Source organism: Haloferula helveola (assembly GCF_037076345.1).
Taxonomy (GTDB): Bacteria; Verrucomicrobiota; Verrucomicrobiia; order Verrucomicrobiales; family Akkermansiaceae; genus Haloferula; species Haloferula helveola.
In genome coordinates, this window is the sequence record NZ_AP024702.1 from 4,304,208 (window position 1) to 4,329,478 (window position 25,271).

Consider the following 25,271-nt stretch of genomic DNA (forward strand, 5'->3'; position numbering starts at 1 on the left):
TTCCCAGAACATGGAAATTCCCTACGTCGTCAATCCGCGCAAGGACACCGGCCTCTTCAACTCGAAGATCGCCATCTGGCTGTTCCTCGCGTCGGAAGTCATGCTCTTCGGCGGTCTTTTCTCCGCCTACATCTTCCTCCGCCTCGGAGCGGATTACCCATGGCCGGAGCGGACCCTGCCCGTGCTGCCGGGCCTGATCAACACGTTCATCCTGATCGCCTCGTCGGTCACCGTCGTGTTCGCCTGGGCCTCGCTCAAGATGCGCCAGTGGGGCCGTTTCCAGATCTTCATGGGCATCACGGTCGCTTGCGCCGCGATCTTCATGGTCTTCAAGGGGATCGAGTACAACGTCAAGTTCCACCACCAGGCCGCACGGCTCAATGACTACACCGCGATCGAGGGGCACATCGACTACTTCAAGGTCGGGGGCGACGATCACGGTCACGGGGATCACGGCGACCATGAGCCGGAGTACCTACTGGATGCCCACGGTCACAAGATCGAGGCGAACCGCCACAACATCCTGACCAGTTCGCTGACCTTCGACCTTGCCCGGATGCAGGGCGACTGGGTGGAGGATGCGATCGCCGAGGCCACGACGGAGGGAGTCGCGATCACGCTTGCCGAGGATTTCGACCTGAATGCGGCGGACTCCGCCGAGCCGGACGAAGACAAGATCGTCAAGGCGGGCACGCCGCTGTCGCTTGAAGTCATCGACAAGCTCAAGGGTATCCAACTCGACAATCACGCCGAGAATTCCAACTGGCGGATCCGATTCAATCGCGAGGCATGGCGCCTCAAGAAGGCCGACATCAAGCGCAACGACCTGCTCGGTGAAGCGGCGTTCGCGGCCGACTATCCGAAGGGTGCTGAGGCGGGCGCGGATGAGCGCGATGAGATCTACGCACGCTGGAAGGCGGGCATGCGTGCACGTCTTGCGACCGAGGTGTCACTGACCGAGGTCAAGCTCAGCGACGACGGCGCCGTCCCCGTCCTCATCAAGGGCAAGTCGCTTGACGACGTGAGCCTTCCTGAGAAGCCCACCGTCAAGTTCACCTTCAGCAAGCCGATGGTGCTGCGGTTGAAGAGCCACGACGTGATCAATGACTACGAGGAGGGCTCCACCTCCGTGGCTCTGCGCGACAACACCGTGGTCGAGGGCAAGTATGAGCCAAGCCCGATGAATTTCCACTATGTCGACGGCATCGACTTCCAGCACCTCGTGATGATCGCCGAGGAGAAGGATCAGGATCCGATCATCGCGATCGAGAGCAGCTGGTTGATCAAGAACAACCCGGAGGTCGCCGAGCTTTGGGAGATGCACAAGGGAGTGGTCGAGCAGTTGGAGGATCACCTGGCCAAGAAGGACCGTGAGCCGACTCACAAGGACCGCTACCGCATGGGATGGCAGGAGATCGCCTTCTATATGGATGCCCTTGAAAAGCACACGGCCGAGGGCGGCAAGGGGTTGCCCGAGATCAAGATTGGGGAAAAGGCGGTTTCGGCTCCCAAAGTCACGATGACTCTCAAGGAGCACTTCATGGGGCCGGACTACCATAACCGGAAGTTCCCGCATGTCTCGGTGCCCAGGGCGGAAGTCGCCTTGGACTCGAAGTTCACGCCCAAGTGGAATACCTACTACGCGATCTACTTCACGATCACCGGATTGCACGGACTCCACGTGGTCGGTGGCGCCATCGTGCTCGCCTACTACCTCTTCTGCAGCCGCAAGATGTATCAAAGCAACCCGGAGTGGCTCGCCAACCGGGTCGAAGTCGGCGGCCTTTTCTGGCACTTCGTTGACCTCGTCTGGATCTTCGCCTTCCCGATTTTCTACCTCATGTGATCGGGCGATCCGCCAAAACACCCATCCCAAGATTCCAACACATTCCATTCCATGGCTGACAGCGTAGAAGACATCAAGAAGTCCGCACGGCTGTATCTCATGATCGGCGCGGCGCTTTTCGTGGGCACGGTCCTGACGGTAATGGTCGCGACCGTTCCGGCCCTCGATTTCGGTGGTCACGGCTTCGACAAGGCGGACATGATTCTCGGTCTCGCGATCGCCACCACCAAGGCAACTCTCGTCGCCCTGATCTTCATGCACCTGAATCACGAGAAGGTGTGGGTCTACTGGCTGTTCGGCTTCGGGCTCTTCTTCGGCGTGGCGATGGTGGCGCTCATCTTCCTCGCGAAGGGCGATCCCATTCACTACGACAACTTCTCGACCGGAACCGACCCGGCACCATTGGTTGAACCGGTCGACTCCGATTGACCCGAAACTCATCCGGCCGATCTTCCCGCCATGTCCCTGAGATCCTTCCATATCGTTTTCGTCACGGTGAGCACTCTAATGTTCATCTTCTTGGCGCTGTGGGCATTCCTGCTGACGGAAGAGCGGAGCGTGGTCTCCGCCGGACTTGGAATTCTAGGAATCGCCGGAACGGTCGGAATGCCGATCTACGGTGTCTATTTCTACCGCAAAGCCCGAAACATCCTGCTCTGATGACCATGCCATCGATCATTGCCTGCGCCACTTGCGCCAACAATTTCGCCGATAACGGACCGAACGCGGCCGGCTGGTCGATTCTGTTCATGCTGGGCGTGATCGTTCTGATGATGACCGGTGTGGCCTTCTTCATGATTCGCATCGCCCTGCGCAGCCGCAATTCGCTCGATCCGGAGCTGCGCGACGACTTCGAGACCGCCGCCGTCCAATCCCACTGATTTTCCGCCGTCCATGAACTCCCTGAGTCCTTCGAAATTCCTCAGTATCCCCGATAACTTCTCGAATCACGGGGGACGGGTCGACCACATGATCGACGTCGTTCACTGGCTGATGATCGCGCTGTTCATCGGTTGGACGCTGTTCTTCCTGTACTGCCTTGTCCGGTTCCGCCAGTCGGCCAATCCGAAAGCCTCGTATCACGGTGTCCGGAACCACGTGTCGTCCCACCTCGAAATCGGGATCGTGATTCTCGAGGCCGTGCTGCTTCTCGGTTTCGCGTTCCCCTTGTGGAAGGAGCGGACCGATTCATGGGAAACGGTGCAGCAGCGCAACCCGATCCGTGTAAGGGTCATCGGCTGGCAGTTCGGCTGGACCTATCACTATGCGGGTGCCGACGGCAAGTTCGGCCGGATCGACCATCGTCTCAAGACAGCGAACAGCGACCCGGGCATCGACCTCGACGATCCCAACGCGCTCGATGATTTCACCACTTCGGTGCTCAAGCTGCCAAAGGGCCGTCCTGCGATTCTCAATATCGGCTCGAACGACGTGATCCACAACTACGCGATCATCCCGATGCGGATCCAGCAGGATGCGATCCCGGGCCGCGAGATCCCGATGTGGTTCACACCGAACAAGGAACTCGAAACCTCGGTCGTTTGTGCCCAGCTCTGTGGCGAAGGCCATGGAAACATGGCCGGCCAGATGGAGGTCATCAGTGAGAAGGCCTTTGATTCGTGGTTTGCCGCGGAGTCCGAGTCCGCTCTCAAACGCAACAGCCCCGCTGAGGCCACCGCGGCCCGTTGAGACGACGTCCGGGCTGGGCATCGACAGCGGTCCGGGTGATGCTCGGGCCGTGGAGGAAATCGACCGCGAAGACTTCCGCAATCTTCTCGAGGAGATCGGGCGGATGCGGATGCCATTCGGCATGTATGGGCGGAAGGCTCATCCTCCGCATGGGTTCCCGATCCACGACCTGCCGCTCGAATATCTCGTCTGGTTCAAGTCACAGGGCTTTCCCAAGGGACGTCTCGGCGAACTGATGGAGGCCGTTCACGACATCAAGGCGCACGGGATGGACGAGGTCTTCAATCCTCTGCGTCGCGCGCTGGGCGGTCGCGCGAAGCTCAAGCCGCAGCGCCCCACGTCGTGGGATTTCGAGGAATAGAGGTCGGGCCCCTGGCCAGCCGCGTGCGGCTCCGGCCGTCTTAGGCTTCCTCGTCGATGACGATTCGTGGAAAGACGGGCTTCGGTTTGCCGGTGGTGTGTCCGTCTTCAACGAGCCCCCACGCCAGACCGGACAACTTCAGGTCCAGCAGGTCCTCTTTGCGCAATTGGTAAGCAAGACGCCCGGCTGGCTCGGGAAGCACCGGTGAAAGCAGCACGGTGAGATGGGCCAGACTCTCGACCATGTGGTAGAGAACCGTCTCGAGGCGTGCCTTCTTGGTCTCATCCTTGGCAAGCACCCATGGCTCGTTGCGATCGGTGTAGGCGTTGCACTGCTTCACGTGCCCGTTGATCGCTTTCAGTGCCGCCGCCGGATCGAAGCGGTCCATCGCCTCCCGGTAGGCAGCGGTCGTTGCTTCGAGCGACTGGCGGAGTTCGAGATCCTGGGATTCCGGTTCGTGGGTGGTCGTGACTGTCCCGCCGCAGAACCTGGCCGTCATGTTCAACGCACGGTTGCAGAGATTGCCCAGTTCGTTGGCCAGTTCCTGATTGTAGAGCATCAGAAACCGCTCGGGATCGAAGTCGGAATCCTTGCCGGTGACGATATCGCGCGCAAGGTAGTAGCGGACCGCATCGGGGCCGAAGCGGTCCGCGAGCTCGTCGGGATCGACCACGTTGCCGAGCGACTTGGACATCTTCTCGCCCCTGATGTTCCACCAGCCGTGAACCAGCAGGCGGGGAAGTTGCTCATCCGGGAAACCCATCGCGTGGAGCATGCACAGCCAGTAGATGCCGTGGGCCGGAACCAGGATGTCTTTGCCAATGATGTGAAGGGGAGTGGTCGATCCGTCCGAGGGCCAGAGCTTGTTGAATTCCGGAAGCTCGGATCCCTCGTCAGCGAGGTAGCCGGCAAAGGAGATGTAGTTGATGAGGGCATCGAACCAAACGTAGGTGACGAACTCCGGGTCGAAGGGGATCTCGATTCCCCAACGGAGCCGCTCTTTCGGCCGCGAGATGCACAGGTCCTGCTCACCGGCCCGCTCAACCGCTCCCAGCAGTTCGTTGCGGCGGAAGGATGGGATCACGCTGTCCTCGCGGGTCGTCACGTAGTCCTTGAGCCATGCGGCATGGTCGGACAGGCGGAAATACCAGTTCTCTTCCTCAATTTCGACGACCTCGCCCCACTCGGGTCCGAACTCGCCCGCATCGTTGCGGTCGCGATCCGTCAGGAACTGTTCCTGACGTACGGAGTAGAAGCCGCTGTAGGCTTTCTTGTACAGCTGGCCTTTGTCCTTGAGGTCCGAAAGGATCTTCTGGACGCAAGCCTTGTGGCGGTCGTCGGTCGTCGCCGCCCAACCGTCATAGTCGACACCGAGCTTCTTCCACAGGTTCAGGAAGAGCTTGGTCTTCTTGGTGGCGAAAGTCGCCGGATGAACGCCTTCTTTCTCCGCGGTCTGCTGGACCTTCTGGCCGTGCTGGTCGACTCCCGTGAGGAAGTAGCATTCGTCCCCGCGGAGCCGGATGTAGCGGGCGAGCACGTCGGCTAGGACCTTCTCGTAGGCGTGGCCGATGTGCGGCGCGCCGTTGGTGTAGTCGATGGCGGTGGTCAGGAGCATGGCGGCAGGGTGAACATCGAACATCGAACGTCCAACATCGAACGTCGAAGTCCTCGGAAATGAATCTCAGGAGTTGCGATCAACCTTGCCGCCGAGCGATAGGATTCGGGCATTCCCCTTGGCGGCCTCCGCTTCGGGGATGTTGCCGTCGCGGACGTACATCTGGGACAGGGACGTCCAGGCGAGAAGGTCGTTGGGACGGAGGGTGACGGCCTTGAGTCCGCAGCCGATGGCTTCCTTGACCTCGCCGAGTTTCAGCAGGGCCATGCCGAGGGCATGCCAGCCGTCGAAGAACTCAGGATCGAGTTCGGTACTGCGTCGATAGAGCGCGGCGGCCTCATCGAGATCTCCGGTGGCAAGGCAGCCGTTGCCCTCGTCGAAGAGATCGTCGCGCTGGGACATCGGGGCGCGGTGTCCGCTCAGGGAGTGGCGGTCTGGAGGTTGGCTTGCCGGATCTCCTCGTTCAACCATGCCGCGAAGGCGGCGTTCTCGTTCCGGATTTCGAGGTTCGAGCCGAGGCTGTCGATCTGCTGCCCACGGTTGTCGTCCTTGATGATCTGGCGATTGTCGACGTGGATGATCACGGCGCGGTCGTCCTGGTAGAGGGGCTCCGCGAACTCACCGGGGTTCACGGTCGAGGCGAGCTGGAAGATTTCCCTTGAGGCAGATTCGTCGTCGAGCGTGTCCGACATCGCCCAAGGTCCGAGCTTCTTGGGTTCGAGTTCCAGCTCCTTGGCCGCATCCTCGAACGACTTTCCACCTTCGATCGACTTCTTGAGGGCTTCGGTCTTCGCCTCCACCTCGGCTTTGATCGCTTCGTCGGCCTTCTCATCGACATACTGTTCCTTCACCTCCTCCTTGGCCTCGTCGAAAGACTTCTCGCGGACCTCCTCGACCTCATCGAGTCGGGCGACGAGCCATTGGTTGTCACCGACGCCGATCGCGTCGGTGAAAGGCGCCAGTGGATCGGGCCCCAAGGTGAGTCCGAACAGGTGGTTGGCTACGGACTTGCCGCCGGCCGTGGCGCGGGGTCGCAGCTTCAGATCGGCCGGCAGGGTGGTCTCGGTGACCCAGTCGGTCTGGACCAGCGTCCAGCCCTTTTCTCCGACGAGCTTGACGTAGTCTTCGCCTTCGGAGTCGTGAACCTTGTTGATGAAGTCATCCACGGCGATCGCCAGTTCCTTGTCGACTTTCGCTCGGGCTTCCTCGCGGGCCTGCTTCTCGGCATCCGCTTTCTCTTGCTCCTCCGGCGTCTTTTCCGGGGCGTCGGGAGCCTCCGGCTTTTCCACGATATCGTCCGGGTATTGCGGGGAGGCGAGAACGTAGCTGACTTTGATTCGCTTCTCGGTCTTGAACGCATCCTTGCGAGTCTCCCAGTATTCCTGAAGCTCTTCGTCGGTCGGCTGGATCTTCTCGACGAACGGAGCGGTATCGATGCTTGCGACCGATGCTTCGACCTGTTGCGAGCGGACGACCGTCATCGCTTCGGCGAGGTGTCGGGAGCCCGGCAGGCCGCCGCCGACGATCGTGCGGACTTCCTCAGTGGCGATCACGTCGCGGATCAGGTCGAGGAAGTCATGCTCGAACAGCCCGTACGATCCGAGGGACTCCTTGAACGCGTTGTAGGCCGTTTGGTTGAACTCACCCGGTGTTCCGGGGGGAGTTCCAGCCGGTGGCTGGGTTTGGAAGACCCGCAGCCCTTCGACGAATTCCTGCACGTCCTCGTCGGAGGGATAGATCCCGAACTCCTCACTGGCGTTCTTGATGACCACGCGTCCGGCGAAGAACTGGAGATTCTGGTTGTTCTCGTCCTGGGCGTCACCGCGGAGCGCATTGAAAAAGCCGTAGAGTTGGTAGTCAGGTAGGCGCTGGATCAGAGAGATCGAGGAGGGCCCCAGTTTCTGGTACTCGGGGTAGCTGTAACCACGGCCGTTGACGGTCACGTAGGTGCCGCTGCCGGCGCTGCGAGTGAAGATCCCGCTGGTGTCCATGAAGATGAACCCGAGGAGGAGAAGTACGATCACCACGATGATCAGGCCGGTGTATCTGCGAATGTTCTCGATCATGAAGCGCGTGCCGCTTGCGTGCGGGGCGCGGAAGTAAAGGGATCCCGCCTCGGTCCTTCAACCCTTATTCGCACCCGTACCGAGGGCGTCCGGTTCGACTGCCGGGAGGGGGAGTCGCATCGCCGTCCCCGAAAAAAAATTGCCGCCGGGGAGCACCCACTCCCCGACGGCGAAGTTGTCGAAAATCCGGTCCGGGGGGAGCCGGAAAACAGACAACTGCTGTTCACCCTTACATGAAAACTGCACTTACGCGCGGCTTTCAAAGGGTTCAGACCGGGGAGTGGGGGAGATGTTCAAAGATTTTGGAAATTTAATACCGGGCGCACCGCGGACTTGCCGCTGCGCCCCGGAACGCCTCCGCTGGGGGGGTGACGGGACACGAGATCCGAGAGGCGCTTGAAGAAGCGGGAGTGAGGCCGAACCGCCAGCTCGGACAGAATTTCCTCTGTGATCCTGCGGTGGCGGGCTGGATTGCCGAGCAACTGGATCCGCAGCCCGGTGATACCGTGGTGGAGGTCGGGCCCGGCACGGGAGCTCTGAGCGAAATGCTGCTCGGGCGTGTGAAACGCCTGGTGCTCATCGAGTTCGACTCGCGCCTGGCCGCTTGGCTGAAGAAGCGGTTCGCCGACCGGCCGGACGTGGAGGTCTACCACGAGGACGGGGCGCGCTTCGACCCCCGCGTGCTGTGGAAGTATCGTCCCGTGAAGTTTCTCGGCAATCTGCCTTACTCGTCGGGCGGGGCGATTCTGAAGAATTTCCTGTCGCGCCCCCATCCGTTCGAACGAGCGGTCATCATGCTGCAGAAGGAGGTCATCGACCGGCTCGGGGCAGTGCCGAGAACAAAGGATTACGGAGTTCTTTCCCTGAGGATCCAGAGCGGTTGGGATGTGAAGCCCCTCCGGGTCATCCCTCCTGAAGCTTTTCATCCCCGGCCGCAGATCGACTCGACGGTCGCCCTGCTGGAACCGCTGACGGATCGTTTTCCGGTGTTTGATGCGCGGCGGTTCGACGAGCTGATCCGGCGAGGTTTCGCCCAGAGGCGCAAGCAGTTGCGCAAGCAGATGCCCGAGGAACCGGTTTGGGACGAGGTGGCGGAAGATCTCGGGATTTCGCCCGCGGCGCGCGCGGAGGAACTGAGTCCGGATGACTGGGTCGCGCTGGCCAAGGTCTACGACCCACACCCGCTGAAGGAAGTGCCGCAGAAGGACGGCGAGCTTTTTGATGTGGTGGATGAGAGCGACGAAGTCGTCGGTCAGGCAACCCGGTCGGAAGTTCACGAGAAGGGGCTGCTTCACCGGGCGGTGCACATTTTCGCCATCAACCGGCGCGGGGAGCTGCTGCTGCAGAAGCGGTCTCGACTGAAGGACGCACACCCGGGGGTTTGGGACTCGAGCGTGGCCGGGCATCTCGATTCAGGAGAGGGCTATGAAGAGGCGGCCCGAAGGGAAATGGTTGAGGAAATGGGAATCGAAGGGGTCGATCCGGAGGAGGTCGGAAGGATCCAAGCGTGCGAGGCTACCGGCTGGGAGCATGTCCGGCTGTACATGGTTCGCTGGGACGGAAGTCCGAGGTTTCCCTGTGCCGAGGTCGAGTCGGTGCTCTGGCTGGCGGCCGATCAGGTCGATGCCTGGATGGCCGCTCGGCCCGAAGATTTTGCCAGCGGCTTCATTGAGTGCTGGAAACTGGCTCGAGGGCGCTGAGAAGTTCCAAATCTATCAAAGATTCCTGAATATCATAAAATATTTCTTGTTCGGGCATCCGTGATAAGTAGGCTGAAAGGTGCTTCCCCGAGCACTGTCCCACAAACCAGCCATGAAAAACGCCACCCGTGATGGTGGGCTTGCCGTAGGTGCGGGTGTCCCGCAAAGGCTGGTCCGCGCCAAGGCATTGCCCGGGCTAAGCTTGATCGAGTTGACGGTCATGATCTTCATCATGCTGCTTCTCACCTCGATTCTCGTGATTGGGGCACGGGCGTGGAAGCGCGGCAGTGACCGGGCGCTTTGCATCGCCAACATCACCGCGGTTCAGAAGGCGGTTCGAGGCTATGCGAACATGTCCGGCCGGAGCCCGGGGGATACGATTCTGGGGCTTGAGGCCCGGGTGGTCGGCCCTGACCAGTTTTTCGAGAGTCTGCCGGTCTGCCCCGGTTCAGGCATCTACACGTTGGGTGGCGATTTGGTTCCGCCCCTCGGGGATCTCTACATGAAGTGCTCGCTCGATTTGACGGAGGAGCACGTCCCGGAAGTCACGATCAACTGGTGAGCCTGATCGGGCGGATCCGCATTTCGTGGATTGCAGGATCTCCGGGCACGGTGGATGCTCGCGGTAATCCGCGATGCAAGCCGTCCAGACCATCGACCGAGTCAGCGATGCCCGCCTTTGGCTGGTAGCGGTGCTGGTTTCAGTCGCGGTGAATGGAACGGTGGTCCTGGTCCTCGCGTTTTTGGCCCTGCACTCGCTGATTTTCACTATCCCCGAGCCGGAGCAGGGCGAGCAAGCTGCGGAGGAAAGGGTGATGACGATTCTGCCGATGGTCGCGGCTGAGCCGCCGCCTCCACCGGTCGAGAAACCAATGGGGTTTGCGAGGACATCGGAGGACCAGCCTTCCGGGCTTCCGGAGAATCCGAAGTTCATCGGCGAGCGGGACACTTTGGCGACGAGTGATGCCGCGGCCGTCGCGGATGCGCCCGACATGCCGAGTCAGACGGGCATCGAGCCGCGGGTGCCCGACGAGATCGAAACGACGACGAGCGAGTATCAGGATGGGTCGCTGGATCAAGCCGATCCGGCGGGGGCTCCCGCAGAGCCGACCGAGATGGCGGTCGAAACGCCACCGGCCGACCCTGCGGATCCGGTCAGTCCGCCGCCGTCCGAAGTCGAAGCTCCGGAAGAAGGAATCCCGGGGGTGCCGAAGGAACGGCTCGCTGATGGACCTCTGCCGGTCGATCGACCGGTTCCGCCCGAGATGGTGGAGGAGGAGCCGAAGTCTGCGCCCGAGACGGCTCGGACGGAAGAAGGCGAGCGCAAGGAGGAGGCTGTCGAAGAGCAGCCGAAGGAGGTGAAGAACCAGCCGGGCAGCGATCCGGGCTTCCGGGGATACCAGCGCAAGACGGAGCTGAAGGGCTCGATCTCCCGCAGCGGCCGCTCCGCTTTGGATGTGAAGAGCGGCCCGTTGGGGAAGTACCACGCCGCCCTGAGCCGGGCGATCGAGCAATCATGGCAGCGTCAGGTCGTGCGCAACCGGGACTTTATCACGCCGGGCGTGATCCGGATCCGGGTGGTGCTCGACGAGAACGGTCGGGTGCGCACTGTCGGAACGGTCGAGGAGTTCGGAGTGGGAACGATCCAGATCGGCTTCACCCACGCGGCGATCCGCGAAGCGGACCTGCCGAAGATGCCGGCCGACGTGAAGAAGGAACTCGATGGCGAGCCTCTCGAACTGCTTTACAACTTCATCTTCTGAGTCCGAGTCTCACTGTTCTTCCATGCAACCCGTCCTCTCCCTGTTAGCTGCCGGCTCGACGCCCAGCGTGATCGAGCAAATCGAGCTGTTCTTCCGCGAGGGGGGATTCTTCATGATCCTTCTCGGTCTCACCTCGGTCGTGGGAGTTGCGGCGATCTGCTACAAGTTCCTGACTCTCGCCCGTTCCCGGATCGTACCTGACGATCTTGCGGCGGACGTCGATTCCTTCGAGAGCCGTATCCAGTCCGGGAGGGTTGAAGAGGTTCTCAATACCTTTGAGAGGGGTGAGAGCGCGCTCGCCCGTTTGGGCGCGGTCACAGTTGGTCAGCGGGGTCGGCCGCAGTCCGAGATCGCCGAGGCCGTCCAGGCCATGGCCCGGTCGGAGATTGTCCGGCTCCACTCGGGTATGGCGTCGATCGATGTGGTTATCAGCGTCGCGCCCCTTCTCGGGCTCTTGGGGACGGCGTCCGGTCTGGTGGTGGTCTTTTCCGGGCTCGGGTCCGACAATACCGACTGGGTAATGATCACCGCAGGTATCGGGCGGGCTCTCAAGACGACGATCGTCGGGATGGCGATCGCCGTGCCAGCGATCATTGCCCAGGGATTCTTCCAGCGGAAGATCGAGACCTATGCGGCACGGCTGGAAGTGCTGCTGACCAAGCTCGCCCATGTCTGCGAGCGGTCGCCGCGGCTCGTCCCGAACCCCTCGGCGGGTGAAGCCGATTGAGACCGATGCGGTTCGAACGTCCTGCTTCCCGTCCGCGCCAGGTGCCGATCGTCTCGCTGATCGACATCCTGTTCATCGTGCTCATCTTCTTCATTGTCTCCTCGGAGTTCAAAAAGAAGCGCGAGGTGCTCAAGATCGAGTTGCCGACGGTGCGTGAAGTCCCTTCGGACACGATCGTCGACGAACGGTCGATCCTGGCGATTGATGCCGACGGTGCGATCCGGCTCGATGAGCTGACCGTCCCCAATTTGAAACTATTGAAGCCGTACTTGAACGCTTACGTGAAGGAGAATCCCGGCCGCAAGCTGGAGCTCGAGGCGGACAAGGATGTGTCCCTTGAGAAGCTTGTCGCGATCTGGGATGCGTTGACCGCCGCGGGCATCGAAGTTAAGGACGTCCCCGCGCGCATCAGTTTGCCCGCCGAATCCAGCGACTCCGAATGATTCTCGACATTGTCCAGTACGGCCACCCTGTCCTCCGCGAACGTTGCCAGCCGGTGGAACGGGTGGATGACGAGGTCCGCAAGCTAGCGGAAGATATGGTCGAGACGATGTACGATGCCCAAGGGGTGGGGCTCGCCGCACCGCAGGTCGGGGTCGCGTTGCGGCTCGCGGTCGTGGATGTCGCGCACGATCCCGAGTGTGTCAGTTTTCTCAAGGTGAACGGTGAGGATGCGAAGCTCGAGGACTGGATGCCCTTGGTCTTCATCAATCCGGAACTGGATCTCGGCACCGAGAAGGAAAAGGACACGGAAGGCTGTCTGAGCATCCGTGATATCCGGGCGGATGTCAGCCGTCCGGCCGCCCTCCGCGCGAAGCTTCCCCAGCTCGACGGCACGGTCATTGAGCTCGAAACCGACGGTCTGCTTGCGCGTGCGATCCAGCACGAGACCGACCATCTCAACGGCGTGCTCTTCATCGATCGCGTCTCGCCGGCGACCAAGGTCAGCCTGCGTCGCAAATTAAAGCGGCTTGCGGCCGGGGGGTGAAGCTTGGCACGATGAGTTCTCGACTCATTCCGAAGATTAGGATAATCAAAATATCCATGACGTCGCAGCGGCGTTCCTACCCCAAAAATCGCTGAATCATGAGCAAAGACAAAGGTATCTTCGAGCCTCAGGAAGGCTTCGCGTCTCCTCCGAAAAGTCCGTTTTCCGTCGATGACGGGCCGGAGAATCCCTTCGCGGCTCCGTCGGGTGGCAGCAAGTCTCCCTTCTCGGTCGATGAGGACGAACCGGCGACCCGTCTGACCTCCGATGACGATAAGGGTTCCGAGCCGTTTGCTTCCGGTCAGGGCAAATCACCTTTTGGTTACGAGCCTCCCGTTGCCGGGTTTGGCGATTCGCCGTTCAAGGAAGCGGATGAGCCGAAGGCGAGTTCGGATTCGCCGTTTGCCGACTCGGCTCCCGAGCCGGCCAAGGAGAGTTCCGAGTCGAATGCGCCTTTCGGTGATCCGGCACCCGCTGCGACTCCCGCACCGGCACCTGCCGCCTCGGCTCCGGCTCCGGCTCCGGCTCCGGCTCCGACGCCAGCCCCGGCAAGCGCCGTTGAGAGCGAATCCACCGCGATTCGTCAGTTGGAGCTCCGCGCCATCTTCGGTGTGGATCGCGAATTGTCGGAATCCGAGATCCTCCAGCGGTCGCGATCGCTTCCCGGTATCCGCAACCTCGGCCGGGTTTCTTCGGCGGATGCAGGTGCGGTTGAAGCCATCAAACGGGTGATCGGCGGACTTGGCTTCGGTGATGGTGCGGTGACCCTGTATGCCGGCAAAGCTCCGGTCGACTTCATTCGCGAAGGTTCGGTTCTGCTGGCGGTTCAGACTGACGGCAGCTTCGCACCCGGCGTTCGTGAGACGCTGATCCTCGTCGCCCGCGAATTGGGGCGGATGTAAGCCCCATCCTGTGCCGACATGAGGCGCTCATCCGACATCCGTGCCCCCAAGCTCGTGATTGTCGGAGCGCCCGGCTGCGGGAAACTTGAGATTCTTCGATCGGTCGCGGCCCGTTTCGGCGAACCACCGCCGGAAGCGGTCCGGGTCGGATTCTGGGAGACGGCGAAGTTCGATCTGGAAGTCGACGGACTGCGGTTCGAGGTCGCCTGTCTGCATGGGCCCCAGGAGTATCGGGCATCGGAAGAATTGCTTCTCCACAGGGCCATCGGAGTGATGTGCGTGATGGATGTCGAACCGCGTTGCCTCCAGGCGGCGTGGGATTCTCTCGTCGTCACTTCGGAGAACGCCCGGAGGAACGGTTTCGAACTGCGAGCCATTCCCTTCGTTCTCCAGTATCACCGGGCGGACCGGCATCCGCAGTTCGATGCCGCGAAGCTCGATGCTTGGCTCGGCGTGCCGACCCATTCGGTGCCGCGTTTCGTGACCCCCGACAGTGTCCCCGATGCGAACGGTGGAGCATTTGACGCGTTGCTCGCTTCGGTTCGTAAGAGGATCGAGGCCGCATGAGTGCCCGGTGGAGGGTACGCGTCGATACCGGCGGCACGTTCACTGATGCGTGGGCGATCGGCCCGGACGGCGAGGAACGCCGCTGCAAGGTGCTGTCGGACGGGCGGTTGAGGGTCCGGCTCGGCGAGTTGCGGAATGGCCGGCGTCCACTCGAAGGGCCTGCCGCCGAACTTCCTGACGGACTTCTGGTCGGGTGGCGGACGGAGGACGGTCGCACGGTGGTGGTTCATGAGTCGGGTGCTCTCGAACTCCCGGGCAATGGAGGGATGGTCGAGCTGGATGGCGGTGAGGAAGCGCCTGTGGTCGCCGCACGAATCCTCACCCGGACCGCGAGTGGTGTTCGTTTGCCATCGATGGACTTCCGGGTCGCGACCACCCGCGGCACGAATGCCCTGCTGGAACGGAAGGGTGCGGACGTTGCGCTCTTCGTGACGGAGGGCTTCGAGGATCTTACGCTGATCGGGGACCAGAGGAGGGAACGCTTGTTCGAGCTCAAGCAGCCACCAGCCGACCGGTTGGCCAGAACGATCTACGGGGTTTCTAGTCGATTGTCGGCGGATGGTGCCCAACTGGTTCCGCCCGACCGCTCCCAGATTGCCGAAGTGGCGCGTCGGGCCCTCGATTCCGGATGCCGGGTGGCTGCGGTCGCGCTGCTCCATTCGTGGCGGGACGCGCACCATGAAAAATTGGTCGGTCGCTGGCTGATTGAGGAGGGTTTCGAGCAAGTGACGCTGTCCTCGGAGGTGGCTCCATTGATCCGTCTCCTGCCGAGAACGGAGACGGCCTTGGCCGATGCCTTCCTCGCGCCGGTGATGCGCCACTTCATCCGTCGTGTGACCGAGCCTCTGGGTGACCAGTCGGCATGGCTGATGACGAGTGCCGGTGGGCTCGTTCCGGCCGATCGTTATCACCCCAAGGACTCGTTGCTTTCCGGTCCTGCGGGAGGACTCATCGGCGCCGCCGAACTCGCGAGGGCGGCCGGCTACCCGAAGGTTCTGACTTTCGACATGGGCGGAACGAGTACTGACGTGGCTCGAATTGACGGTCCTTTCCGGTATCGCGAGGAACAGCGGATCGGACCGGCCCGGGTGATGGCACCCGCGCTTGAGATCGAAACGGTGGCAGCGGGTGGCGGTTCGATTTGCGAATGGAGGAACGGGCGGCTCGAGGTTGGTCCGGAGAGCGCCGGCTCCGATCCCGGGCCGGCGTGCTATGGTCGTGGTGGTCCGTTGACGTTGACGGATGTGAACCTGCTGCTGGGTCTCATGGATGCCGATAAGGCGGGCATCCCGCTGGATGTGGGGGCTTCACGTGCCCGATTCAGGGAATTGGTCGCCGAGATGGAGCGCTCGGGTGAGGACGTTGGCGATCCCGATGGTCTGCTGGCCGGCATCCGCGAGGTGGCGATTGAGAAGATGGCTGAAGCAATCCGTTCGGTCAGCGTTCGGGATGGGGTTGAGGTTGAGGATTACGCCCTGCTAGCCTTCGGGGGAGCGGGGCCCCAGCATGCTTGTGCGATCGCGGACCGGCTCGGGGTCCGATCCGTGCTGGTGCCCGCCGATGCCGGCTTGCTCAGCGCATGGGGGCTGGAGCGGGCGGTGCGCCAGGAACAGCGGGTCAGGCAGGTGCTCCTTCCGCTCGGGACGGGTGGTCTGGACGGGCTTTGGCAGGACATCGCCGGAGAAGCGACAGAGGCGCTCGGTGGCTCTGGGCCGGTGCTGCGTTGGATCGCATCGCTTCGACTGCAAGGCCAGGACTCCACTATCGAAGTGGAGTCCGAGGACGGGGCCACGGCCGCTCTCGGCGAGCGGTTCGGGGAAAGCTACCGCAGGATCTTCGGATATGATCCCGCGGCCGGGTCCATGATCGAGGTCGTAAGCCTCAGGGTGGTGGCGGAAGAGTCCGCAAACGCGCTTGTGGAAGAGAATTTCGGACCGACCGGTGAGCCCGGCCCGCAACTTCGGCAGGATCGGTTTTCGACATGTGTCGTCCCGGCGGGCTGGACATCCCGGTCGGGAGATCGCGGGACGCTGTTGCTGGAGCGAAATCAGCCGCTGGAGCAGGCCGACATCTCCGGCGAGTCGGCGGTAGTAAGGGCGGGTCTTTTCCGAAGCCGTTTCGAGGGCATACTCGGGGCGATGGGCGAGCAGTTGAAGCGGACCGCCCTGTCGACCAACGTGAAAGAGCGCCTCGACTATTCGTGCGCCCTTCTGGATGCGGATGGCCGACTCGTGGCGAGTGCTCCGCATGTGCCGGTGCATCTCGGTGCCCTTGGCGTTTGTGTTCGGGAATGTCTGAAGCGTTTGGAACCCGGTCCGTCCGACGTGATCATCACGAACCATCCCGGGGCCGGCGGGTCGCATCTTCCCGACATCACCCTGATCGCGCCGGTCCATGATCCGAGCGGACGCCGGATCGGGTTCGTCGCCAATCGTGCCCACCACGCCGAGTTGGGGGGCATGGCGCCAGGGTCGATGCCTGCCGCAGCTACGAAGCTGTCGGAGGAAGGTGTGGTGATTCCACCGATGCTTCTGGTGGAGAATGGTGCCGCCCGGTGGGACCGGCTCGACGCCCTACTACGGGAAGCGTCGTACCCGTCGCGTCGTCCTGATGACAATCTCGCCGATCTCGCGGCACAGCTCGCGTCTTGTCACCTCGGGCGAACGTCGATCGCCGGTCTTGCCAGGGATCAGGGAGGCGATGTCGTAAGGGACGAGTTGCGGGGAATTGTCGAGCGATCGGCGGAGTTGATGGGGTCGGTGCTCGGCGAAAGGGACTTCAACGTTGAAGCGGAAGACGCGCTCGACGACGGGACACCGCTCCGAGTTTCGGTTCGGGTTCGTTCCGGCCGGATGGAGGTCGATTTCTGCGGAACCGGGCCTGTGCATCCCGGCAACCTGAACGCGACTCCAGCCATCGTTCGAAGTGTGCTGCTGTACGTTTTGAGGCTTTGGGTGGCAGATGACATCCCGCTCAACGAAGGCCTGTTGGGACCGGTCGATCTGATTCTGCCTGGAGGAATCCTCAATCCGGAGTTTCCTGCGCGGGCCGAACATGCTCCGGCAGTCGTAGGCGGCAATGTCGAGACAAGCCAACGGATTGCGGACCTCCTTTGCGAAGCTCTCGGTCTGTCGGCCAACGGCCCGGGAACGATGAACAACTTCCTCTTCGGGGATGAAACCTTCGGCTACTATGAAACCCTGGGTGGCGGTTCCGGAGCGGGACCTGGCTTCGATGGCACGAGTGGCAAGCAGGTGCACATGACGAACACCGCGATCACCGATCCGGAGATTCTTGAGCACCGGTATCCCGTCCGACTCATCCGTCACGCATTGAGGCGCGGGTCAGGTGGGGAGGGGTGTTCGTGTGGAGGAGACGGAGTCGTCCGCGAGGTTGAGTTCCTCCGGCCCCTCACGGTTTCGTTCCTCACCCAACGGAGGGCAATCGGCCCGCGCGGCGGAGCGGGCGGAGCGAGTGGAAAGCCCGGATGTCAGGTTCGCATCACGGCTCAGGGCGAGACACGGGAGTTGCCTGGAATCTGCACCGAGGAGTTTGAAGTCGGGGACCGGGTGCGGATCGAGACGCCCGGAGGGGGTGGTTGGGGGGCGGTTTGAGACCGGGAGATGGTCGGGTTCGAGAAATTTGGTGGCACTTTTGCGACTTTTTTCGGGTTTTTTGCGGCTTTGAGGCCTCGACTGGTCTGCGTTTCTAAACTGCTCCAAACGAATGTAGCGTTCTGATAATGAGTAAGTTGCAGGTATTCCTGAAGGGTGTCTTTTTGAGACGCAAGTAGATCCACGTAGGCAGCGTCGAGTATACCTCGTATGCAAGAATACGCATTTTTACGCCTGTTTAGAAATATCCTTGTCATGATTTGGGGGATTTTGGATGAAGTAGGTCTGCCTTATGAACTGCCCAAATAATCAAAACCTCCGCTCAAACCTGCTGCGTTCTGCCATGCAGACAGGATTCGCGTATTGCCCGGCGGCATGCATTGCGGCCGTAACGGCGATCGGCACCGCTTCAGGTGCGGTGCTCTACTGGGATACCAATGATGTTACGACCGGTTCCGGAAATGCCGGCGGCATCTGGAGCTTGGTGGATAACAACTGGTCGACCGATCCCAACGGGGAACTCGCTGCGACGGGTTTCGCCAACGGTGACGAAGTGAACTTCTCGGCCGGCACGGACGGCACGGGTGACTGGACCGTCACCATTTCCGGCACGGTGGCCACCAACTCGGTGACCTTCGAGGAAATCGGTAACAAGACGATCACCGGCGGCTCGATTGATATCACCGGCGGTGGCGTGATCGACTCCAGCGTGCTGGGTCTGGGCGTCTATGATCTCTCGATCCAGTCCACAGTCACCGGCACGGGTGGTCTGACCATCGCCGCGCACGGCGATGCTGCCAGTGACAACGGTGGTGGCAATGGCGCGGAATTTCGGCTCTACGGCAACAACACGTTCACAGGCGGTTTGACCATCACCTCGGGTGTGGTCGGGTGGAATTCGGATAACGCTCTCGGCGATCCGGGTAACTCCATCCTCCTCGACGGCGGTGGACTTCTCTGGAACCAAGGCTCATCCACCACGCTCACCCGCGACATCGCAGTGGGAGCGGCGGGCGGCACACTCCGTCTCTACGGTGGAGCGAACGAAGTTGACTTCTCCGGAGCCCTGACCGGCTCGACCATCCTGCGCCGCACGGACGGCGGCAACGTGATCCTTTCCGGTGACGGATCGGCCTTCACCGGCACGGTTCGCAACGGTGGTGGCACGATGAGCGTTACGTCGACCGACTGGGCCGGGACCACCTTCGAGGCGATCGGGGGAACGATCACTTTCGACAATGGCAGCACCTTGGCGGTTAGTGCGCTCAATGTTGACAATGAGATCCGGGTCAACAACGGAACGACGCTCAATCTCACATCCGGCAGCCTCAGCCAAGCTGGTGGTGGCGGTGCGTTTGCGACCGCAACCGGTGCCGCCGGTAACCTGACCTCATCGACCGGAACGCTCACGATCAGTAATCCGATCGGTGGTCAGGATGACTACAGCCTTCCATTCGTCGACTTCGACGGAGGCACTCCGCTGAGCCTCGTCTTCGACAACGGAGCGGGCGGCAGCGGCGTCGGTCAGAGCCGTCTCAACGTGGCGAGCCCTTATACCGGTGGAACGGTGATCAACGGAGGCCGGGTCAACGCTGCCGATGTGGCGGCCATGGGCACCGGCAGCATCACCGTCAATGCGGGTGGCCAGTTCTGGCCGACGCTCGCCGATACCTACACCAACGACATCAGCATCGCCGGTATCGGTTGGCAGGAAGGCGCCGGATACCTCGGAGCGATCCGTTTCGGCAACAACGTCATTGCAGGTGACGTCACCGTGGATCCCTCGGGTTCGCGTGTCGTTGGCTACAATGGAACCAGCGGAGAGATCAGCGGGAGCCTGCTGGGTTCGGGTGATCTCGAAATCAACATTCCCGGCAACGCCACCGCGAACGGCAGCATCGTCCTTTCGGGCGACGCCAGCGGCTACACCGGTAACCTCCTTGTCGAAGGCGGTTTTCTTACCGTTGGCGAACTTGGTGGCGGCCTGACCGCGACCAACGGCACGGCAAACCTCTCGGGCAACGTTCCCGGAACGTTCACTCTCGACGGCGGCATCGTGAATCTCGATGCCGGCGCGACGGTGACGAGCCCGGTGTTCAGCTTCGACAGTGTTCTCAACATCAACGTCGGCGCCAGTGTCGCCGGAGACGTCACCACCGACTTCAACTTCCCGAGCGATATCTCGCTGGCGGGTGCGGTCACCGGTGACGTGCTCATCGACGACGGCAACACGCTGGCTCTGAACGGTGGTTCGGCAGCGAATTTGGAACTCGGTTTCGACGGATCCTCGGCGATCGCGTTGACGCTCAACAGTCCGCTGGCGATCACCAACAATCTGGTCGTCAACGGCACGCAGGAGGTTCTCTTCAATGCTCTCCCGGCTCCGGGTGTGGCAGCAACCGTGCTCACTTACGGCGGCACCGCGACGGACGCGACCGATGCGGACGGGGTGGACAACAACTTCGTTGTCGCTCCTGGCTCGGCGACCTTCCGTTCGGTTACCTTCACCGATACCGGCTCGGCGATCACCGCCGATCTCGGTGCTGAAACCGGGTCGTGGGTCGGTGGCGACGCTACCAATCCCACCTTCTGGGACAGCGCGACCACCAACTGGGGTACCTCCGACAATCTGTTCTACGACGGTGACTCGGTGGTCTTCGACGACACCGCTCTGAGTTTCGCGGTCGCGATCCAGGCTGATGTGAGCCCCTACTCGGTGGTGGTGAACAACAGCGCCAACGCCTACTCGATCAGCGGTGCCGGCGTCGGCATCGTCGGTTCCACCGGAATCACCAAGCAAGGCTCCGCGGATCTCACGCTCGGTGGCTCGAACCTCTTCACCGGTCCGGTTGACATCCAGGCGGGCAAGGTAATCGCCGGCTCGGTCGACGCGCTTGGTGCCACTTCCGGCGTTACGATCGCCACCGGTGCCCAACTCGATCTCGCTGGCAACGCGCTTGGCAACGCCACCCGCGCCTACGACTTCACCATTGAAGGAGATGGTGGCGGCAACGGCGCCATTACCAACTCCGGTGGCGGAGTTGCTTCGAACGCGGGTATTCGTGACATCACGCTGACCGGCAATGCCAGTATCGGCAGCACCAGCGGGCGCTTTGACATCGGCCTCGCCAACGGCGCGCCCCAGCCGAACGGTATCATCACCGGCAACGGCTTCACCCTCACCAAGGTGGGATCGGGCCAAGTGGCCTTCCGGGGTGATGCGAGCGTTTCTCCCATCGATGTGGTCATCGCCGGTGGAACGGTTTGGGCCGAGAACAACGACAACGCCTACGGCGGTGCGACCGGAACACTGACCGTCCAGAGTGGCGCGGTCGCCGGAACTTACGGCAACCGGACCATTGCGACCCCGGTGACCCTTGAGAGCGGTTCGGTCCTCCACAACCAAGGTGGAGGCACCGGCGTATGGACGGGTGGTGTTGATGTTACGGGGCCGGTTCAAATCGGAAATGCGAACAATAACATCGTCCTTACCGGCGCGCTTAGCGGCACCGGCACGATTACCAAAGGGGCTGGCACGCTTTACCTCGAGAATGCCGACAACTCCGGATTCACCGGCAAGTGGTTCCTTGATGCGAACACGCTCGTTGCGGTTGATGACCTGTCCTTTGGCGCGGTTCCTGCCGCACCGACCGCGGATTCCATCACCATGGACAACATCCGGATCCAGACGGGAGACCGCTCGGGACCGGGAACACTGGTCCTTGCCGCGAACCGTGGCATTACAGTCACCGACCTCGCCTACTTCAACCCGGGCAACGGTGGATCCTTCACCGTCAATGGCGATATCGACGGCAGCGGTGCCGGAGGTGCCGGTGACATCATCAAGGACAACAACACGGGTGACCTGGTCTTCAACGGTGACATCGTCACGGACGGTCGCCTGCTCGCCCAGGGCGGCACGGTGACCTTCAACGGCGACATCGACTTCACCGAAGCCTTCCGCGTTCAGAACGGAGGCACGGTGAACATCAACTCGTCCAATGGTGTCATCGCCCAGGGCTTCGACCTCGGAACCGGCACGACCAACGTCAACCTCGGTGGTGGCGTCGGAGGAACGCTGGTGATCGATGATTGGGAACTCGGTCAAGGTGGCAACCAACCGCACACCTCGAACCTTCTCGCAGGTGATGTCCTCGCTTCGACCGATGTTCGGATTGGCCACTGGGGTGGCTCCACCTCGGCTTTGAATATCTCGGGTGGCAGCCTGAGCATGCCGGACACGGTGACCAGCCCGACCAACGAGGGTCAGGCGAACGTCTTCCTCGGCATTGATGGCGAAGGTGACCTTTCGATCAGCGGAGGAACGCTCAACGCGACCTCGATCGTGATCGACGGCCGTGGCACGACCGCTGGCACCCACACGCTCTCGCTGACCGGCGGAACGCTCAACGTCGGCAAGTGGGGTATCCGCAACGGCGGCGCCAACTACGCCATCGAGTTCGGTGGAGGTGTGGTCGGAACGACCTCTTCCTCGGCCGAGCCGGGTTACGACTGGTCCAGTGACTGGAGCACGAACCTGCCGATCACCTTCACGGGTATCAACGGGGACACCAGCTTCGAGGCCGGTGCCCACACGATCACCCTCGGTGGTAATCTGACCGGTGCGGGTGGTCTCACCGTCGACAGCGGAACTCTTGCGCTCAACGGAACCAGCTCCTACAGCGGTTCGACGACGGTCAACACCGGTTCGCTTGTCGGCACCGGAACGATCGGTGACGCCACCATCGCTGCGACCGGCAGCATCGGCGCCGGCACCAATGGCAATGCATCGGTTGTCGGAGCGTTCTCGACCGGTTCGCTTCAGGTGGACGGCGATGTGACGCTTGACCTCGACGCATCCGGCTTCGCCGCGGGTGACGTGATCGATGTCGCAGGTGATCTGACCTTCGGTGCGGGATCAACCATCTCGCCCCGCTTCTTCGGTGCGGCAACTCCGGGAGCCACAGAAAGTTACCTGTTGATGACTTACACCGGCACGCTCACCGGCGCGCCAACCATCGACAACCAGTTCTTCTCGGACTTCCGGACACCGACCACCACCTTGGACTTCAGCACACCGGGCGAAGTCTGGATCGACGTTACCTTCCAGAACGAGGATCTGTTCTGGTCGAGCACGCCGGCCAACTTCGATTGGGACGTCAACACCAGTCAGAACTGGGATCTCTTCGGAACTGCGGATGAGACCTTCTTCCAAGGTGACGCCGTCGAGTTCGACGACACCGGTTCCAATGCCTCGCCGATCAACCTCGTCGGAACCCTCACTCCGGGTGAGGTGACCGTCAGTGCCGACCAGGACTACACGTTCTCCGGTTCGGGTGCGATCGGTGGCACGACCGACCTCTTCAAGTCGGGTCTGGGCACGCTGACGCTGCTGACCGACAACACCTACACCGGCCCGGTCAACATCACCGAAGGCCAGGTGGTAGTCGGTAACGGTGGCACGACCGGAACGCTCGGTGGCGGCGGCAGCATCTCGGTGAGCGCCGGGGCTGGCCTGACCTTCGATCGTAGCGACGCGCAGACGCCCGGCCGCGCCTTCATCGGCGGTGGCGAGGTGATCTTCGACGGCGGCGGCTCGCTGACCACGGTGGCCAACAACGACGTCAACTTCACCGTCAACAGCGGCACCCTGTTCGCCCGCGGCGGTAACTGGAGCACCTCGGTGGCAGGCGGTGACACGATCACCGTGAATGCCGGTGGCACACTGGACACCGTGACCCACTCGCTCGGCGGTCTGGGTGGTGCAACCCGTCCGGCGGTCATCAACCTCAACGCTGGGGGAACCTGGTATCTCAACAACGAGCAGTACCTGCCGACCACGGCGACCAACATCTCCGGCGGCAGCACTGCAGGACCTGGTGAGATCCGGGGTGGAGGCACGATCAACCACACTGGTGACGTGACCAGCACGCTGGGAGCCCGGACGAGCTTCATCGGTGCGATCACCTTCAACGTGGACGACGGGGTTCCCGCTACCGACTTGCTCGTCTCGGGAGACATGACCGGCGGATCGAAGCCCCGCAAGTTCGGCGCAGGCCGGATGGAGCTTACCGGAGCCAGCAACACCTACAGCGGTGGCACCGATGTCGAGGAAGGCATTCTCGCCGCATCGTCGGTCGACGACGCCGGTGGACTGGGTGCGATCGGCACCGGATACCTCGGAGTCAACGAGGGCAGCACCTTCGAATACACCGGAACCGGCGCTCAGGCGACGACTCGCGCCCTGTGGGTCGACCGCGGTGCGGGTGGCGTGTTCGATATCGTCGATGGCGGTGCCACGGTGACCTTCAATCCGAGCGGCGGTAGCCGTGTGGCGCCGATCGTCAAGTCGGGTGCCGGCACGATGGTGCTGAACGGAGTGGTCTCGGGCGGCGCGACCGTCACGGTCAGCGAGGGCACCATGCTCCTCGGTTCGACCAATACCTACACGGGCGACACGGTCGTCAACACGGGTGCGACGCTGAGCCTCGGCACTTCGGGAAGCATCGAAACGAGCACCACGGTGAACGTGGAGTCCGGAGCGTCGCTGAACGTCGCCGGCCTGCTCTCGCCGTTCAATGTCGGCGCCGGCCAGACCCTCACGGGTGACGGCTCGGTGACCGGTAACATCGGAAGCGCCGGCGCCGGCGTGATCGCCCCGGGCGATTCCATCGGCGACCTCGACGTGACCGGCAACGTGACCATCGGCAGCGGCACGCTGCTCATCGATGTCGACGATACCCTGACTCCGAAGTCCGACTCGCTTGACGTCACGGGTGTGCTCGACCTGACCAACGCCGTGCTGAGCGTCAACCTGACCGGCGTCGCGGGCGAAGCCGCCTACGTCATCGCCAACTACGGCAGCCTCGTCGGCACCTTCGCTTCGGTGCCGCTGGGTTGGACGGTTGACTACACCTACGGTGGTGGCGACCAGGTCGCGATCGTGCCCGCTCCGGCGAATCCGTATGACGCCTACGAGGCCGCCAACAACATCGTTGGTGCCGGCCCGGATGCCGACTCGGACAACGACACCATCCCGAACGGCATCGAGTTCGTGCTCGGCACCATTTCGGATCCGGCAAACCCGGCCAGCAACTCGCTGGGCGACATGCCGACGGTGACCGTCGATGCGACCTACCTGATCTTCACCTACCGCCGCTCCGACAATGCCGCGGGTGAGAATCCGTTCGCCGAATACAGCTCGACGCTGGATGCGCTGGACTGGACGACCGCCGAGGCCGGTGTGGATGGAGTGATCATCGATGAGGATGACGACTTCTATCCGGATGCGTTCGGAGCCGGAGTTGACCGGGTGACGGTGAGCATTCCGCGTTCGCTCGCGACGGGCAGCTCGTTCTTCGCCCGCCTTGCGGTCGATATCCCGACTCCCTGATCGATTACGCATCACAGCAATGGTTGTGACTCAAGCCGCC

Annotated in this window: 19 protein-coding genes; 16 read left to right on the forward strand and 3 right to left on the reverse strand. The window is 62.2% G+C overall.

The window, feature by feature from the left end; all coding sequences use genetic code 11:
- Positions 1 to 10 precede the first annotated feature (10 nt).
- Genes HAHE_RS16230 through HAHE_RS16255 form a run of 6 tightly spaced genes read left to right on the forward strand, consistent with a single transcriptional unit; the run spans position 11 to position 3,896 of the window.
- Positions 11 to 1,846 (forward strand): cytochrome c oxidase subunit 3, encoded by a 1,836-nt coding sequence (locus tag HAHE_RS16230; RefSeq protein WP_338685876.1) that lies wholly within the window; start codon positions 11 to 13, stop codon positions 1,844 to 1,846.
- A gap of 51 nt (positions 1,847 to 1,897) precedes the next feature.
- Complete coding sequence (locus HAHE_RS16235) at positions 1,898 to 2,275, forward strand: cytochrome C oxidase subunit IV family protein (RefSeq protein WP_338685878.1); 378 nt, start codon at positions 1,898 to 1,900, stop codon at positions 2,273 to 2,275.
- 30 nt (positions 2,276 to 2,305) lie between these two features.
- Complete coding sequence (locus HAHE_RS16240; protein WP_338685880.1) at positions 2,306 to 2,506, forward strand: hypothetical protein; 201 nt, start codon at positions 2,306 to 2,308, stop codon at positions 2,504 to 2,506.
- 5 nt (positions 2,507 to 2,511) lie between these two features.
- Positions 2,512 to 2,727, forward strand: a complete 216-nt coding sequence (locus HAHE_RS16245) for a hypothetical protein (RefSeq protein WP_338685881.1) — start codon at positions 2,512 to 2,514, stop codon at positions 2,725 to 2,727.
- A 13-nt stretch (positions 2,728 to 2,740) separates the two neighbouring features.
- A complete protein-coding gene (locus HAHE_RS16250) occupies positions 2,741 to 3,535 on the forward strand; it encodes a cytochrome c oxidase subunit II (protein ID WP_338685883.1) in 795 nt (264 codons plus the stop codon).
- Between the two features lie 49 nt (positions 3,536 to 3,584).
- Entirely contained in the window at positions 3,585 to 3,896 is a 312-nt protein-coding gene (locus tag HAHE_RS16255; protein ID WP_338685885.1) for a DUF3820 family protein, read from the forward strand.
- 40 nt (positions 3,897 to 3,936) lie between these two features.
- Here HAHE_RS16255 and metG read toward each other — a convergent pair whose 3' ends face one another.
- The 3 genes from metG to HAHE_RS16270 all read right to left on the reverse strand — a co-directional run bounded on the left by metG (position 3,937) and on the right by HAHE_RS16270 (position 7,577).
- On the reverse strand, positions 3,937 to 5,511 hold the full coding sequence (metG, locus tag HAHE_RS16260; protein ID WP_338685887.1) for a methionine--tRNA ligase: 1,575 nt from the start codon (positions 5,509 to 5,511) through the stop codon (positions 3,937 to 3,939).
- A gap of 66 nt (positions 5,512 to 5,577) precedes the next feature.
- On the reverse strand, positions 5,578 to 5,913 hold the full coding sequence (locus HAHE_RS16265; RefSeq protein WP_338685888.1) for a tetratricopeptide repeat protein: 336 nt from the start codon (positions 5,911 to 5,913) through the stop codon (positions 5,578 to 5,580).
- Positions 5,914 to 5,930: 17 nt separating this feature from the next.
- Positions 5,931 to 7,577, reverse strand: coding sequence for a SurA N-terminal domain-containing protein (locus tag HAHE_RS16270; protein ID WP_338685889.1), 1,647 nt, complete (start codon positions 7,575 to 7,577; stop codon positions 5,931 to 5,933).
- A gap of 368 nt (positions 7,578 to 7,945) precedes the next feature.
- Here HAHE_RS16270 and rsmA point away from each other — a divergent pair, with 368 nt between their 5' ends.
- From rsmA to HAHE_RS16320, 10 genes are all read left to right on the forward strand, one after another.
- The gene (gene rsmA / locus HAHE_RS16275; protein ID WP_338685890.1) at positions 7,946 to 9,277 is read left to right on the forward strand and encodes a 16S rRNA (adenine(1518)-N(6)/adenine(1519)-N(6))-dimethyltransferase RsmA; all 1,332 of its coding nucleotides are present in this window, start codon (positions 7,946 to 7,948) and stop codon (positions 9,275 to 9,277) included.
- Positions 9,278 to 9,389: 112 nt separating this feature from the next.
- Positions 9,390 to 9,839, forward strand: coding sequence for a hypothetical protein (locus HAHE_RS16280; RefSeq protein ID WP_338685891.1), 450 nt, complete (start codon positions 9,390 to 9,392; stop codon positions 9,837 to 9,839).
- Between the two features lie 73 nt (positions 9,840 to 9,912).
- Positions 9,913 to 11,040 carry a hypothetical protein gene (locus HAHE_RS16285; RefSeq protein ID WP_338685892.1) on the forward strand — a complete coding sequence of 376 codons (1,128 nt, stop codon included), beginning with the start codon at positions 9,913 to 9,915 and terminating at the stop codon, positions 11,038 to 11,040.
- 22 nt (positions 11,041 to 11,062) lie between these two features.
- Complete coding sequence (locus HAHE_RS16290; RefSeq protein ID WP_338685894.1) at positions 11,063 to 11,767, forward strand: MotA/TolQ/ExbB proton channel family protein; 705 nt, start codon at positions 11,063 to 11,065, stop codon at positions 11,765 to 11,767.
- A gap of 5 nt (positions 11,768 to 11,772) precedes the next feature.
- Positions 11,773 to 12,210: a biopolymer transporter ExbD gene (locus tag HAHE_RS16295; RefSeq protein WP_338685896.1), complete on the forward strand. Its 438-nt coding sequence runs from the start codon at positions 11,773 to 11,775 to the stop codon at positions 12,208 to 12,210.
- Entirely contained in the window at positions 12,207 to 12,755 is a 549-nt protein-coding gene (gene def, locus HAHE_RS16300) for a peptide deformylase (RefSeq protein WP_338685897.1), read from the forward strand. Before HAHE_RS16295 ends, def begins: the two co-directional genes overlap by 4 nt.
- Before the next feature lie 98 nt (positions 12,756 to 12,853).
- Positions 12,854 to 13,657: a hypothetical protein gene (locus tag HAHE_RS16305; protein ID WP_338685899.1), complete on the forward strand. Its 804-nt coding sequence runs from the start codon at positions 12,854 to 12,856 to the stop codon at positions 13,655 to 13,657.
- A gap of 18 nt (positions 13,658 to 13,675) precedes the next feature.
- Positions 13,676 to 14,224, forward strand: a complete 549-nt coding sequence (locus HAHE_RS16310) for a hypothetical protein (protein ID WP_338685901.1) — start codon at positions 13,676 to 13,678, stop codon at positions 14,222 to 14,224.
- A complete protein-coding gene (locus HAHE_RS16315) occupies positions 14,221 to 17,838 on the forward strand; it encodes a hydantoinase B/oxoprolinase family protein (protein WP_338685903.1) in 3,618 nt (1,205 codons plus the stop codon). Before HAHE_RS16310 ends, HAHE_RS16315 begins: the two co-directional genes overlap by 4 nt.
- 343 nt (positions 17,839 to 18,181) lie before the next feature.
- Positions 18,182 to 25,231: an autotransporter-associated beta strand repeat-containing protein gene (locus HAHE_RS16320; protein WP_338685904.1), complete on the forward strand. Its 7,050-nt coding sequence runs from the start codon at positions 18,182 to 18,184 to the stop codon at positions 25,229 to 25,231.
- Positions 25,232 to 25,271: the final 40 nt, after the last annotated feature.